The sequence below is a fragment of the Muriventricola aceti genome, from assembly GCF_025567565.1.
Lineage (GTDB): Bacteria > Bacillota > Clostridia > Oscillospirales > Oscillospiraceae > Lawsonibacter > Lawsonibacter aceti.
Map to the genome: position 1 here is coordinate 46835 of NZ_JAOQKF010000010.1, position 14701 is coordinate 61535.

General features: G+C 56.1%; 15 protein-coding genes and 1 pseudogene. 14 read left to right on the top strand and 2 right to left on the bottom strand.

Going from position 1 to position 14701, the window contains the following annotated elements; all coding sequences use genetic code 11:
- Positions 1 to 38: 38 nt before the first annotated feature.
- From OCV64_RS11445 to OCV64_RS11485, 9 genes are all read left to right on the top strand, one after another.
- The gene (locus OCV64_RS11445) at positions 39 to 389 is read left to right on the top strand and encodes a hypothetical protein (protein ID WP_147571328.1); all 351 of its coding nucleotides are present in this window, start codon (positions 39 to 41) and stop codon (positions 387 to 389) included.
- Positions 390 to 455: 66 nt separating this feature from the next.
- Positions 456 to 971: an SF0329 family protein gene (locus OCV64_RS11450; protein ID WP_262670083.1), complete on the top strand. Its 516-nt coding sequence runs from the start codon at positions 456 to 458 to the stop codon at positions 969 to 971.
- 18 nt (positions 972 to 989) lie between these two features.
- Entirely contained in the window at positions 990 to 1349 is a 360-nt protein-coding gene (locus OCV64_RS11455) for a hypothetical protein (RefSeq protein WP_262670084.1), read from the top strand.
- 51 nt (positions 1350 to 1400) lie between these two features.
- Positions 1401 to 1751: a hypothetical protein gene (locus OCV64_RS11460; RefSeq protein ID WP_147571331.1), complete on the top strand. Its 351-nt coding sequence runs from the start codon at positions 1401 to 1403 to the stop codon at positions 1749 to 1751.
- Entirely contained in the window at positions 1742 to 2047 is a 306-nt protein-coding gene (locus OCV64_RS11465; RefSeq protein ID WP_147571332.1) for a barstar family protein, read from the top strand. The genes OCV64_RS11460 and OCV64_RS11465 overlap by 10 nt, the downstream gene beginning before the upstream one ends.
- Before the next feature lie 24 nt (positions 2048 to 2071).
- Positions 2072 to 2851, top strand: a complete 780-nt coding sequence (locus OCV64_RS11470) for a hypothetical protein (RefSeq protein ID WP_262670085.1) — start codon at positions 2072 to 2074, stop codon at positions 2849 to 2851.
- A 10-nt stretch (positions 2852 to 2861) separates the two neighbouring features.
- Positions 2862 to 3575 (top strand): hypothetical protein, encoded by a 714-nt coding sequence (locus OCV64_RS11475; protein ID WP_186853075.1) that lies wholly within the window; start codon positions 2862 to 2864, stop codon positions 3573 to 3575.
- Positions 3576 to 3760: 185 nt separating this feature from the next.
- On the top strand, positions 3761 to 4636 hold the full coding sequence (locus OCV64_RS11480) for a spondin (RefSeq protein WP_262670086.1): 876 nt from the start codon (positions 3761 to 3763) through the stop codon (positions 4634 to 4636).
- Positions 4633 to 5514, top strand: a complete 882-nt coding sequence (locus OCV64_RS11485; protein ID WP_262670087.1) for a DUF4261 domain-containing protein — start codon at positions 4633 to 4635, stop codon at positions 5512 to 5514. The genes OCV64_RS11480 and OCV64_RS11485 overlap by 4 nt, the downstream gene beginning before the upstream one ends.
- Positions 5515 to 5932: 418 nt before the next feature.
- On the opposite strand, the pseudogene OCV64_RS11490 reads toward OCV64_RS11485, so the two are convergent.
- Positions 5933 to 6448, bottom strand: a pseudogene (locus OCV64_RS11490) (O-acetyl-ADP-ribose deacetylase); the annotation flags it as partial.
- A 260-nt stretch (positions 6449 to 6708) separates the two neighbouring features.
- Between OCV64_RS11490 and OCV64_RS11495 the strand changes: the two are divergent.
- From OCV64_RS11495 to OCV64_RS11515, 5 genes are all read left to right on the top strand, one after another.
- Complete coding sequence (locus tag OCV64_RS11495) at positions 6709 to 7377, top strand: response regulator transcription factor (RefSeq protein WP_262670088.1); 669 nt, start codon at positions 6709 to 6711, stop codon at positions 7375 to 7377.
- A complete protein-coding gene (locus OCV64_RS11500; RefSeq protein ID WP_262670089.1) occupies positions 7355 to 8857 on the top strand; it encodes a sensor histidine kinase in 1503 nt (500 codons plus the stop codon). The genes OCV64_RS11495 and OCV64_RS11500 overlap by 23 nt, the downstream gene beginning before the upstream one ends.
- Before the next feature lie 393 nt (positions 8858 to 9250).
- The gene (locus OCV64_RS16210) at positions 9251 to 10111 is read left to right on the top strand and encodes an ATP-binding cassette domain-containing protein (protein ID WP_394803835.1); all 861 of its coding nucleotides are present in this window, start codon (positions 9251 to 9253) and stop codon (positions 10109 to 10111) included.
- Positions 10108 to 12297 (top strand): M1 aminopeptidase family protein, encoded by a 2190-nt coding sequence (locus tag OCV64_RS11510; RefSeq protein ID WP_262670090.1) that lies wholly within the window; start codon positions 10108 to 10110, stop codon positions 12295 to 12297. The genes OCV64_RS16210 and OCV64_RS11510 overlap by 4 nt, the downstream gene beginning before the upstream one ends.
- On the top strand, positions 12290 to 13003 hold the full coding sequence (locus OCV64_RS11515; protein WP_262670092.1) for a hypothetical protein: 714 nt from the start codon (positions 12290 to 12292) through the stop codon (positions 13001 to 13003). Before OCV64_RS11510 ends, OCV64_RS11515 begins: the two co-directional genes overlap by 8 nt.
- Positions 13004 to 13179: 176 nt before the next feature.
- Here OCV64_RS11515 and purF read toward each other — a convergent pair whose 3' ends face one another.
- Entirely contained in the window at positions 13180 to 14592 is a 1413-nt protein-coding gene (gene purF / locus OCV64_RS11520; RefSeq protein ID WP_262670093.1) for an amidophosphoribosyltransferase, read from the bottom strand.
- Positions 14593 to 14701: the final 109 nt, after the last annotated feature.

Below are 14701 nucleotides of genomic sequence, written 5' to 3' on the forward strand. Positions count from 1 at the left end.
TGAGGGCCGAACTGTAAATCAGCGAAGGAAGAATGGAAATGACATTAGAAGAAATGTTCTGTGATCTTTATGATAAATATAGTAAGGATTTTAACTGGTATATGATCCCCTTCACACAGGCGGACGGGGCATTTGTTGCTGAACTAAACAAAGAAATAGGACAAGACCACTTCTTATACGGCAAAAAAATCTGGGCGGTTGCGAAGTGCGAATCCAATGATGATGTGTTATATGTTCTCAGAAACGGAATAGGAAGAGACATTTACTATCTGTTTCATTTGACTTATTCGGCACAAAATGCGGACGGATTTCCCCGGTATGAGGAGTTTGCAGATATATTTGCAGTAAAAGAATTTATAGAACGATCATATATCGAGGATTATATGTAATCTTCAAATTTCAATTTATTGGGAATCTACCTTACCCGCAGCGGCAGCAGAAAGGAGGCGGTCACTATGTCAACTTGGAGCGGAATGCGGAACAAACTGGAAAGTGACTATCTGTGTCCGGCGCTCCGGGGCCACATCCAGTATTTTGCCACCAGTTACAGCAAAAGTGCTGACCATGAGGGCCGGGCAGCCATTCGTGTGGACGGCGTGGAAGTGTTGCGGAGCAACTACTACACCTATTTTGAGAATATGTGGACGAAATTTCATCACCTGCGGTCCACAACGCTGAAAGATTGCGACTCCGCAAAAGAGGCCATCAACCAGGCTCATGCCTATGCGCTGGAGCAGGGCACCTTTGACCAAAAGGTGTTCTATGAGGCGTTTGGTATCTTTGATAACCAGAGCATTGAGAAAAGCCTTGTCAGCGAGAATCCTCTTGTCCGCATCTTTGCCCTTCTGGACCGCAGGCTGGGAAAGCGCCGCCTGCTGGCTTTGGAGGAATCCATGGAGCAGGAACTGGACTGGGTGCGGGCTTTCTATGTGATCCGGATGCAGGCAGAAGGGCTGATGGAAAAAGAATAACATTTAGGAGGAACTGCCATGTCACAGATTGCATCCTTTTATCTTCTCAAAGGCGGCCAGCGGCAGGAATTACCCAACGGTAACTGCTCCGGCTCGGTCTATATGGCCATCTGGGACTGGTGTGAGCGCGAGCTTGATCTGGATGTCCGTTTTCCTGCTCCCCAGACGGAGGACACCCTGGACTGCGCTCTGCTGGAGGGAGAGCTGGCGTCTAAACTGCTGGCAGTTCTGCGGGAGCAGGACCTCCCGGAGCTGACCGCTGAAATTGCCCCAGACTGGGATCTGCCCACCGAGGCGGTGCAAAGCGGACTGGAAACGCTGCGCTCCCATCTGGAGCTGGCGCGGGGCGACGTCGCCCTGCTGTATGAGATGATTTGACGAGACTATACCCATACCAAGGATGCAGGTTAAGAAACGGAGAGAAATACCATGGTGAGAGATGGACTTGTGTTCAAAGATGAGGATGGTCAGGTCATATTCAACCAGTACAGCTTCTGTGAACTGGTGAAGCACCTGCTGGTGGAGCTGGTGGGGATCTCCTATGAGGAAGCCTCCCAGATAGTGGAACACTCACCGCTGGCAGAGCCAGTGGCCGATGCCTTGGGAGTGGCGATATTCAGCCATGACCTGCCTTATTACTGGGCTATGTTTTTCTACTATGGGAACGGTTATTGGCAAAAGGGCATCCCAGCGCAGCCAGAGGATATGGATGCCTATGAAGCTCTGGAAAATAAGATTATGGAGAAATACCACTTAAAGGAGCCATTTATATGGACATGAGAGAGGTGTTCACCATTGACGGTCGCCGCTTTTCCAGCATGGCCGGTTTTTATGACGAGGTGGAGAGGGTGTTTACCTTTGGTTTGGACCAGAAGATTGGTCGGAACCTGAACGCTTTCAACGATATTCTCCGGGGCGGTTTTGGGCGGCATGAGTATGGACAGCCCATCCATATCCAGTGGCTGGCCTATGAAAAAAGTGTCCGTAATCTCGGGAAAGAGACTATGGACACCATTGTAGAAATCATTTTGGATACGGACCATTCCGGGCACGACTGTACCCTGGAAAGGTTTTGATTGAACAGAAACGGAGGCATTGCCATGGGACTTGATATCTACGCCGGAACATTGACCCGGTACTATTCTCACAACTGGAAAACCGTTGTCCAGCAGTGGGCGGAGGAAAACGGATACGCCTTTAACCGGATCACGCCGGATGGAGAACCCGCTGACAACGAGGAGGATCTGTCCCCGGCCGAGGTCCAGGCGGCGGTGGAGAACTGGCGGGATCAGATCTTGAGCGCCATTTCTCAGCCGGACCAGCCCCCCTACACCCCCTGGCCGGAGGATAATGAGAAGCCCTATTACACGGACAAGCCGGATTGGGATGCCTTCGGCGCTATGCTGCTGGTGGCCGCCTGTCGTACATACGAGGAACCGGTGCCACCTACTGTGGAGAAAGACTGGGACTTCATGGAGAACCCTATTATCGCCCGTCTTTCGGCAGATAAAGAACGGGTTTGGTCATTGTTTCGCGGTGCTACATGGTGGATTCCTTTGTCGGCCAGCTTCCTGTTCCAAGGACCGCTTCCTACCAACGATACAGACACAATTGGTACGGTAGGAGGGCTTCGAAAAGAGCTGGAGAAGCTGAACCAGCTGGCGTGGCAGGCCGATGAGGATACCATCCTTGAATGGGCGGATACGGAGGGATACCCGGTAGACGGAACCATAGACGCAGATGGGCAGTACAGCAAGGCGGACATCCCGGAACACACCCAGTATGACACCCAATCCCTGGCCAAGTTCGCCTTCTCCATGTTCTGGCGGGCCATGCGATTTGCCGAGGAACAGCAGGTTCCCATTTTACTGGATTTTTAGGGAGGTTTTTATGGGATACGACGTGAGTTTTCACCCGATTTCGCCGGAAGAAATGCGGGAATGGTATTTTACTCCCCTTACTTGGATACAGCAGGGACAGGAGGAAAAGGTACTGGCACTTGCCGCACGGCATGGAATGGAGGATTTCTATGCGGAAAAGTATCTGGATACCCTGCGGGTCGGGGCGGGGACAGAGCCGGATGAATTGTTTGATAAGAGCCACGGCTTTTATATTGCGGTAATCCAGGGCTTTTTCCGGGATTACTATTACACCAGAGGCAGTGCCTTTTCTTTCTTGGTGGAGCAAAAGCCGGAATATGCCCGGTACTTCACCCCATGGACACAGGTGGTACCAACCTTCTTTCCCAATCCAGCAAAAAATCGGATCATCGAAAACTACTGCTCCGGTGTATACCTGTCTCCGGATCAAGCCGCACAGCTTCTCCGGGATATGAAGCAGGGGCCGAAGGTTCTGGAAGATATGGAGAGGCTTTGGAGCGATGGGCAGCTTGCGGTGCTGAAAAAGGCCCTCACCGCCGCCGTGGAGCTGGGTGCTGGCCTGCTGGAAGCCACTGAGGTAGTGGAGCCCAATCCCATCCGACCCAATGAGAGTACAAGCTATTCCAACCTGTACCACTGCGACCGGGATGGGGTATATCTCTACATAGACATGGCTCTGAAACAGATTAGCCAAACAATGGAGAGGAGTAAAGACCATAGTTGAAAACAGAAAATTGATAAGAAGGAGAAGCGATGGATGAATGGAATCATCCTTTTGGTGGGCGTTTTATTGTTCGCGATACTGATAATGTTGCTTCTTACAAAGCAATGGGGTGGTCTGATCCTCTTTTTCCTTGCCCTGTATTTGATTTTCAAATAGTGGATGAACTTTGCCTGGAGGTGGGTACTATGGAACAAAGACGCCCTGCGGACATCTTTGCGGAGGCCCTGGACTACCTGTGGAATGGGCTGGGCTTGGAGGAAAAGGGCTGGAAGCGGCTGAAAAAGGGCGACTTCAAAAAGAGAACAAAAAACGGCCTGACCTATCAGATCTGGTTTGATAGGAGCCGATACAACTACCTGGACTATGAGATCGGTCATGGAAATGTGGAGGTAGGCTTCACCTGCATCATTAAGCTGGGGGATGACCGCCTCTATTCTTTTAAAATAGAATCCACAACAGGCGGTTCGTTCTTCCGGATGCTGACAGAGGATCTGCGGCTGGACACCGGGCTGCTGGACACCTTCCTGCCCCTGATCAAAGCCCACTACCTCGATTTTATCGACCGCTTTGAGGCGGACCCGGCAGAGGCGCTCCAGCCGGTCTGCGCCCCCTTTATCCAGCCGGAGGACTACATCTGGTGCATCCATGTGGATGAGCAGATGGTGGAACGGTACGGAACACCAGAGCAGCTGGCGGAGTACCGCCATCAGGCGGAATTGCGCGGAACGCCTGAACACAAGGCAAAGAACTGGATGGGTTCGATGTTGTTCCACCTCTCCCACTCCGATGATGTGGATCACGCCTGGGCCTCAAGCCGCACCAGAGCGGAGCTGGACCAGGTGGTGGACCCCTTTGTGCAGGCCAAGCGGCAGACAGGACAGTGGTCGCAGGAGGATGAGGCGGGCTATCAGCTCTACCGGCAGGAGACAGACCCGGAGAAACGCACCTTTCGGGTCTGGTATCTCATCGCCAACCCCCGGGGCCTGCCGAAAGAGTTTGTCCAGAAAGAACTGGAATTCCGGTGGAAGCTGTTCCCTCAAAAGAAGGAGGAGACCAAATGAGCAATAAAGTGTTCCAGCAGAACCTGGATGACAAAAAAGGCCCCCAACCCGGCGGCCCTTATCTCATTCAGATGCTGTTCAAAGAGCCGGCGGATATGCCGGACAAGGATGAAATGACCGCTGTGATGGAAAAGCACATCGGCGCTGTAGAGTGTTTCTGCCGCGACAAAAAGATGGCCGGCTATGCCGCCCTGGATCATATTGCGGAATTTCAGGACGGTAAGTGCCCGGTACAGTTGATGGTGATGAAATGCGACAAGTTCAAGGGCAAAGGCTTTGACGCCTTCCTGATGAGCCAGATGTGGGACTGCCAGGAGGACCGAGAGCGGATCTTCCGGGAGTGTCAGTATCAGGTCGTGGCCACCGATATGCTGGCAGCGGCGCTTCCGGCGCTGGAACGGGCCAACCTGGACGCCGACTTCGTGGAGGCTCTGGCAGAGCTGTATCCCACCTGCGAGGCGTTCTATTTCCAGAACTGCGGCAAGCTCCTGCTGGCGGCGGATGTGCGTTCGCACCAAATCGAAGGCGCGGATCGTTTCATCCGCTTTGGCGTCAATGTCCGCTTTTTCAACATCGAGGGCACCGAGGATATGCTCATCGATACGGTGGGCATGAGCACTTTGTTCCTGCCGGATCTCCAGTACCACTTCCACGGCATGGACCCCAACTGGGTGGTCAATCATGCCTACAATGTAGCGTCATATATTCTGGGGAACGATAATCCTATTAGCAACGGGGAAACCGTAGACGGCGTAGTAGACGGGAGAGTGAGCCGGGAGATCCAGTGGAAGTGCCAGTATGAGGATGCCCTGATCCAGCCGCCCAGAGGGGTACTGGATATCAACATGGGGGAATATGCCTCAGGGGGAGGACGCTGATCTGAGGGGATCTTTGTGTGTGCCAGCGCGCAAAATGGCGCACACAAAACCGCCTGATTATCCCTCTTATAAATTGCCCATTATCTCGGAAACAGACAGCGAAAAACGGTCCGTTAGGGTTTTCCTTCCCTAACGGGCCGTCCTGTTTTATTAGCTCGGTACAGGCTTTCATATTCATGTGCGGTCGGATTCGCAGCGGGGCTGTTTCACTCCTTCCCCGGCCCCAGCCTCTCAGCAAGCTCTGACCAAAAATGGACAGGGCCATGTTGCTTGCATAGAAATTGTAATTCCGGAGTATGAAAAAATAATTTTATGAAGATATTGAATCCGCGCAGAGTCTGGGCAAAACTTGGAATCGATGTTAGTCTTTTTTGTCGTATTGGGGCCTCGCTCATTTATTTTCCGCAACAAGACAATGGTCTTCAGTATCATCGGCAAGGTCCGCAAAAAGCTTCCTGGCGATAGAAAAGGCCGTCCGGTCAAAGATCACCAGATAGACCGTCACGTCGTGGTCCAGCACAAAGTGCCCGATGATGTCCACAGCCACCTTCAGCGCCTGCTCCTTGGGGTAGCCGTACACTCCAGCGGAGATAAGCGGGAAGGCCACCGTCTGGCAGCCATGAGCCAAGGCCAATTCCAGGGAAGAACGGTAGGCAGATTCAAGCAGTTCCCGCTCCCCGTGGCGGCCGCCCCGCCAAATTGGTCCCACCGTGTGAATCACATATTTTGCAGGCAGCCGGTATCCATTCGTGATTTTTGCCTCTCCCGTCTTACAGCCGCCCAAGGCGCGGCACTCGGCCAGCAGTTGAGGCCCGGCGGCACGGTGGATGGCGCCGTCCACACCTCCGCCCCCCAGCAGGCTCTGGTTCGCGGCATTGACGATGGCATCCACCTTCAGCGTCGTAATATCATTTTGTACAATACGCAGGGGCATAGAGGTGCCTCCTTCATTTCTATCAAAATCAAATTTCTGCCCATCCTTCTATTTGACCACAGTATAGCATCCTTCCTATGTTTTGTCGATAGAGGGCCTGGAGTTTGTCTGCCCCTATTATCCCTGGGACGCCTTTGTAAATGTCATGGGGGGCCACCTAAAGTCTGTCATTTTATGGGTCGTTCAAATTGATATGGAAGATAGGCTTCTTCATACGAAATTCATAAACCTGTACTATACTAGTATAGAGGTGATCTCACATGAAAAAAATCTTGGTCGTAGAGGACGAGCCGGACATCCAAGAGCTCCTGGGCGCTTATCTCAGAGACACTGGATATGACGTAGAGATCGTGGGAGATGGGGTTGCGGCTCTGGACCGCTTTCAAGGGGGGACCTTTGATTTGATCCTCCTGGACTTGATGCTGCCAAAAATCGACGGCTTCGGCGTATGTGAATTGATTCGGCGAGAGTCTGATGTGCCCATCCTGATGCTCACCGCCCTGGATGGTGAGGAGGAGCAGTTACGGGGCTTTGGTCTGGATGTGGACGACTATGTGACCAAGCCCTTCTCCATGCCCATCCTTCTGGAGAAGATTCGGGTAATCCTCCGCCGTTTTGACGTTGTGGAGAGTGACAGCCGGCTGCACTACCGGGAGCTGGTGATAGACCCAGATGCCCGCGAGGCCCTTCTGAACGGCCGACCGCTGGAGCTGACCGCACGGGAATTTGAGCTGCTACACACCTTTGCCGCCGCCCCCGGAAGAGTGTTTACCCGGGAAATGTTGCTGGCCAAGCTGTGGGGTTATGACTTTTACGGAGATGAACGGGTGGTGGACAGCCACATCAAAAACCTACGCCACAAGCTGGGGGCCGGCTACATCGAAACGGTAAGGGGGGTGGGCTATCGTGCTGGGAAAACGGCTCGCTGAAAGCCTGACTGTCCGTGTTTTCCTCATTACTGTCCTAATTCTATTCGGTGCGGGGGCAGTGACCTTCGGTCTGATTGCCTGGGCCACCCCCAGCACCTATACCGCTGTTGTCAACGATGACCTGACACGGCAGGTGAAGGCCCTCGCAGTCAAGCTGGAGCAGTCCTCATATAGGGACTGTGGGCCTCTGTTGGACGATTTCATCCGTGCGTCCGGAGCCCAGGCTATGCTGGTCGGTCCGGACGGAGCGCTCGCCGACACTGGTGCCCAGTTGGCCGTCCAACCGCTGTATGAGGACAGCACCATGGTAATCACGGCATCCGGCAACTTGGGAGAGGCGGACGCCGCCATCGCCCGGGCAGAGGGTACCTCTGTGGCCGGTGATATGGTTTCCGTCACCATGTCCGAACAGGACACCATTGTCACCGAAGTACGGTTTTCCGATGGAGAGGATCCCTATTCTCTCTATGTCACCCCGCGGATGGAGGCGGAAAATCTGGCGGTGCGGGCGCTGGTCCAGATGGCCCCGTGGCTGTTGCTGGTGCTGCTGGTCTTTTCCCTTCTGTGCGCCTTTGGATACTCTCGCTATATCACCCGACCTATCGTCCGACTCAGCGGCATCGCCCAAAAAATGGCCGGGCTGGACTTCCACTGGGAGTGCGGAGAGCGGCGCCGGGACGAAATCGGGCAGCTGGGACGCAGCCTGGACCAGATGTCCCATCGGCTGTCCGCCTCCCTGGCTGAACTGGAGGCAGCCAACCAGACCCTGCGCGGAGAGATCGAACGGGAGCGAGAGCGCCAGCGGCAGCGGACGGCCTTCTTTTCCGCCGCCTCCCACGAGCTGAAGACCCCGGTCACCATTCTGAAGGGACAGTTGACCGGGATGCTGGAGGGGGTGGACGTGTACCGGGACCGGGACAAATATCTGCTCCGCTCCCTCCAGGTCACTGGACGGATGGAGAGCCTGATTCAGGAGATGCTGAACATTTCCCGTGTGGAACAGGGGATAGTAACCGTGGAGAGGGAAGCCGTGGGCCTGGCAGCCCTGTTGGAGAAACAACTTTCCCAAGATGCTGGGCTGCTGGAACAGCGGGGGCAGCGGCTCTCCGCCTGTCTGACCACCGAAATCACGGTAGAGGGGGACCCCTCTCTGCTGGGTAAGGCGGTGGGCAATCTTCTCTCCAACGCCGCCCTCTACTCCCCCGAGGGGGCCGAGATTCGGGTGTGGTGTGGCCTCCTGGATGGCTGCCCCGCCCTGACGGTGGAAAATACCGGGGCCCATATTGGGGAGGAGGCTCTCCCCCACCTGTTCGAGGCCTTTTACCGGGCGGAAGCCTCCCGGAACCGGAGCACCGGCGGCAGCGGCCTGGGGCTCTATCTGGTGAAAATGATCCTGGAGCGGCACGGAGCCACCTGCACCATTGAAAACACCCCAGAGGGAGTACGGGCGTCTGTCCGCTTTTTAGAAGAGGTATCATGAGAAAACCATTCCCTTCTCCCCCACTTTTGCCCCCGAATCATAACCACTGGCCGTGCCGGTGATTTCGATTTAAAAAACACAGCTAGAAAAATCCACACATTGGAACGCTGATAGACACAATATGCAGCCTTTTCCCAGCGCGAGAATTGAGCCGCACGTTAATTGTCCCTCTGTTCAGCGAAGACAGCGGGAGAAAGCAGACCGCAAAATCAGGAAACCACCATTTGTCAGGCCTCATCTCCCCAATCTACCGTTGGCGGAAGCATATCACGCTTTGTATACCAAATCCATATTCCCTCTGAATCTCCACACAAAACACACACCCGCTCCAAACCGTCTCCATATGGCGCTGGTATCCTAGCCGCATCCCAAGCAGAAAGGAACCTGACACATATGGAGATCAACATTCAAACCGTCGGCATGACCTATCCCAACGGAAAGCAGGCTCTTAAGGGCCTCTCTCTGGATTTGCGCTCCCCCAGCCTGGTGGGTCTGCTGGGCCCCAACGGGGCGGGCAAATCGACCCTGATGAAGCTGCTGGTGGCCGCCCTGCTCCCCACCACCGGCTCCATTCTGGTGGATGGACAGCCTCTGACCAGGGTGGAGCGGCAACTGAAGGCCCGGCTGGGCTATCTGCCCCAGGACTTCGGACTGTTCGACGAACTCACTGTGGAACAGTTTCTGGACTACATGGCAGCCCTCAAGGGATTGCGGAGCTCCAGAGCCGTCATACGGCAGGTAATCCGCTCCGTCAATCTGGAGGAAAAGGCAAGGGCCAAAATCCGCACCCTGTCCGGCGGGCAGCGCCAGCGGGTGGGCATCGCCCAAGCTCTTTTGGGGGATCCGGAGCTGCTGATTCTGGACGAGCCCACAGTGGGCCTGGATCCAGAAGAGCGTATTCATTTCCGCAATCTCTTTTCCCAGACCGCCCAAGACCGGCTGGTGCTGCTGTCCACCCACATTATCGAGGACATACAGTCCGTGTGTGGGCAGCTTGTGGTCATTGACCGGGGCCAGGTCCTGTTTTCTGGCACCCCAGAGGCGTTGATCCAGACCGCCACCGGTCATGTGGGTATCTTTTGGGAGAAGGATGCTGCCCAGGAGAATGGACTTCACATCACCGCCCGAGTAAATACCGGCCAGGGAGTCCGCTGCCGGGCGGTGGCTGACGTGCTCCCTCCCTTCGCCCAGCCGTCGGACCCCACCCTGGAGGACGCCTACCTCTATCTCATTTCCCAGGAGGCGGTCCAATGAAGCCCCCGCGTCTGTTTTCTCTGGAGCTTGGGCGGCTACTGAAAAGCCGTCTGACCTGGCTGGTCCTGCTGTTGACCGTCCTCTCTCCTGCCGCCGGGTTGGTGCTCTACCGGCCTGCCGCCGCCAGCACCATGCTGTCCACCTATCTGGCCAACCCAGCTCTGGCCGGCGGCGTTGTGGGCGGTGTCCTGTTCGGCCTTCTGGCAGTGTACGAGCTGGACCGGACGGAGCGCGGCCGGGTCAGCCTGCTGGTGGACGGGACGGTCTCTCCCCTGATGATGGCCCTGGTGCGCCTGCCCGCTCTAATGGCAACAGCGGCACTGGGACTGGGCCTTACTGTTGTAGTGTGGTTCCCGGTGAGCCGGCAACTCATCGGCTCTGTCTTTGATGGAGCCGACTACCTGTTGGCCTACGGGCTGCTCATGGGGCTGGCCCTGTGGCTGTCCATTTTGGCGGCAGCATCCGCCTATCAGTTCACCCGGCGGGTGGACCTATCCCTGGTTCTCTTTACCTCCTTTTCCGCTTTAAGTCTTACGGTGTGGGCCGGGGACTGGCAGTTGTGCTGGCTCAACCCCTGTGTGTGGGCCCTGTCCGATGACTTTTCTAACCTTCGTATCTTCCGGTCCGTGGCTTATATGCGCCTGACCTGGCTGGCAGCCCTGGCTGGGATATGGGCTGTTTCCTACCTGTGCGTCCGGCGGTATGAAAAGGGGCTCCTGGGTTCTCTGGCCCAGAATGCCCGGCGGGCCTACCGCCCCGCTGTGGCCCTGCTGCTCCTGATTGGCTCCGGCGCCGCCTATGCCGCCCAGCCCTTCGTAGACCACAGCAACCCGGACCTGATGGCCATGACCTTTTACGAAATTCCCTATGCCGAGGGGGTGGTGTGCACCGGCCGCTCCGCTCAGGTGTTTCCAGATACCGCCTCTGGAACAGTTTTCGGTCGGGCCAGCTATCAGTTTGAAAATACCTCCCAACAGGAACGAACAGCGTCCTTTGGCGTGACCCCTGGCTACACAATCTCTAATGTGCGGGCCAACGGTGTGGAGGCTCCTTTCTCTGTAAGCGACTACCAGGAATATAACGAAGCCCTGCTGGAGGTAACTCTCCCCGCTGATGAGCAGGTGGAGCTAATCATGGAGTACAGCGGCTTTCCCCAAGAGAGCAACGTCATGTCCACGATGCAGGGCAGCGCGGAGATCAGCGGGGAATACCTGTGTCTAGAAAACGCAACCCTGTCTCCCCGGCTGATGAATGTGCTGCCAGGCGAGGCGGGTTATCCCACCACCATGGAGCTCACCCTGCCCTCCTCCATGACGGTCATCCCCTTCGGCTCCAGTGAGGCGGAAGTGGTAGCCCAGCACGACGACGGCACCGCCACCTGGCGCTATCAATTCAGCAGCACCGGCGGAATCGTCTATGCTGGGGACTATATCCGGGAGGACATTCAGGCCGGGGGTATGACCATCCAGTTCTATTACGGCCGTAAGCACCAGGCTGTGATGGCGGAGGCTGGCGCGGCAGATGCGGTAAAGGCGGTGGTGGACTACTGCACAGAGCATTACGGTCCCCTATTTTTTGGCGCCGGGAAAACCCTGAAGCTTGTCCAGAGCCGAGTGTCTGGCGGCGGCTATGCCGCAGACGGGGCCAGCCTGCTGGATGAGGCGGACTTCACCGCCGCCAATCTCAGCGACGGAGGCAAGGGTGCCGCCCCCGGTGAGGTAATGATACACGAATTGGTCCACCAGTGGTGGGGCCTGGGCAATATGTTTGATTTGGCGGCCCCTGCCTCTCCCTGGTCTGCCGAGGGCTTGACCGTGTACACCACCTACCGTATCGTAAAGGAGCTCTACGGCGAAGATTACGCCCAAACACACTATGTAGACCAGTGGAAGCGGGAGGTGGAGGACTACTACCTAGATTTCTATGTCCGCAATCCAGAGTTCTTGGCCAAGTTGCCCCAGGAGGAGCAATTAGCGATCAGCAACAGCCTGTCCTTCATACGTCAGTACCACGAGATGCCCTTGAAGATCTTAAAGGCGGAGAAACTGGTCGGCGGGGAAGAGGCCATGGACCAGGTTCTGTGCGGCCTGTTTACCCGAGAGCTGGACCCCATGTATCCCTATCTCACCTATCAGGAGTTTTTGGATGCCTGCGGGCTGACGGAGGAGGCGTTGGATCTTGGCTAAGATTTTCGGATATGAGTGCAGGCGGCTGCTGTGGAACAAGTTTTTCCTGGGCCTGTTGGCAGTCCTGCTGTTTTACGGGTGGCAGGTCCTGGATCGGGTGACCATCCTGGGGGTGTCCCACACTGCCCCCTTCTCCCCATGGAGCTTTGGGGACTACCTGTGCCGGCTGCTCCCCCTGATGTGGATCGGGGCCCTGTTTTTTCTGACCTTCTTTACTTCGGGAAAGGCCCGGCGGGCAGCGGTGCTCACCGATGCCGCCCCGGCGGAGCCCTATCGATACGCCCTGGCCCGGTGCGCCGCCGCTCTGGTGGGGACGGGGCTGCTGGCCTTGGCCTGCCTGGGCGAAGCGGCGGTGTTTTACGGTCGATACTTCGGCTGGTACCGCTGGGGGGAGCTGGTCCTCCCAGCCCTAACTACCCTGGCCCCTCCTTTGGTGTTTGCCCTGGGAAGTGGCTGGCAGTTGGGGAGAGTACGGCCCTGGCTGACCTTCCTGTGGATGCTCCTTCCCATTCTTCTGACGGCGCTGCCCCTACCTGAATCCCTTGGACTGCTAAATGGCAGTATCTTTGTAAGCCGTCCTCTGGCCCTGGGCGTGCTAGATCCGGCCTTTTCCTTGCCCGTGGGCGCCATTGTGACCCAATGTGTTCTTCTCCTTGCAGGCGTGTTATTCCTGACCATCCGTCCTTCCAAGAGAAAAATACGCTGAACCTGTCCGGTACAGGCAGGATCTTATAAGGGGAGCGATTTCATCTCTCTAATCTAAAAATCTCCCATTTCAATCATTGAAATGGGAGATTTTCCTCTCTGTTTAAATATCTGATTCTTTTCCTTCCAATCTTAGGAGGTGACATCCCTCGATTTACTGTCCGCTGCTGGCACCATCTACTGGGATAGCTTCCGTTCAAAGCGGTCCTTCCTGGTATCCGAGGGTATTGCGGTGGGATATCGGCCGCTGAAACAGGCGTCACAGCAGTTCCCTCCCCCGATAAGTTCCCCCAGCTTGGACAGTGGAAGATACCCCAGCGAATCCGCCCCTATCATGTCTGATATTTCCTCTGGCGTGTGGCTGCAGGCAATCAGATTTTCCTTCGAGTCGATATCTGTGCCATAGTAGCAGGGATTCAAAAAGGGTGGCGCCGAAACACGCACATGGATCTCACAGGCTCCCGCCTCTCGTAGAAGGCTGACAATACGGCCGCTGGTAGTACCCCGGACAATGGAGTCGTCAATGAGGACTACTCGCTTGCCCCGGACGGTCTCTCCGATGGCGCTTAACTTGATCTTCACCTTGTCCAGACGCTGCTCCTGTCCTGGCGAGATAAAGGTGCGCCCAATATACTTGTTTTTGAGCAGTCCAATTCCGTATGGGATACCGGAGGCCTGGCTGAATCCAAGGGCGGCGTCCAGCCCTGAGTCCGGCACCCCTACCACCACGTCCGCTTGAACCGGGTGCTCCTGTGCCAGGATCCTTCCGGCCCGGAGTCGGGCGGCGTGGATGGATACCCCGTCGATGACCGAGTCCGGACGGGCAAAATAGATGTACTCAAAAATACAAGGCCGCCTCGCGGCTTTTCCACAGTGCTCCCTCCGGGCGACCATTCCTTCCGGACTGAATACCAGGATCTCTCCTGGCTCTACATCACGGACGAACCGCGCTCCTACGGCAGTCAGAGCACAGCTCTCTGAGGCTGCCACATAGCCCCCGCCAGGCAGTTGCCCATAACACAGGGGACGGAACCCATAGGGATCTCGGGCGCAGATCAGCTTCCTGGGAGACATGAGTACCAGAGAGTAAGCCCCCTCCAGCTCATCCATGGCCTTGCTCAGAGCTTCCTCAATGGAGGGGCAGGTCAGCCGCTTTCTTGTAATGGTATAGGCAATAATCTCTGTATCGCTGGTGGTATGAAAGATGGCTCCCTTCAGCTCCAGTTGCCCCCGCAGTTGGGCGGCGTTGCTGAGGTTTCCGTTGTGAGCGATGGCCATGTGCCCCTTCACATGGTTGACCTCAATGGGTTGGCAGTTGCCGCGATTTGCGGCCCCGGTAGTGCCGTACCTCACATGGCCCACCGCCATGGTTCCCTTGGGAAATCGGGCCAGCTCCTCCTGAGAAAAGACCTGGCTCAACAGCCCCAGATCCTTTCTTGAGAAGAATACACCGTCGTCGTTGACCACGATGCCGCAGCTCTCCTGTCCCCGGTGCTGGAGGGCATACAGTCCGTAATAGGCCAGACTAGCCGCCTGGATCGGGGCTTGGCTGATGACGCCGAATACACCGCACTCCTCATGGATGCTCATTTCTATTCCTCCCGCTCTGAAGCTGGCGCCGGCCCGCGCGCTTCCTTATTCCCTGTTTTTCTCCTTCGCCGCGAATATAAATTCCCGAAACAGCGGATGTGCCCGGTTG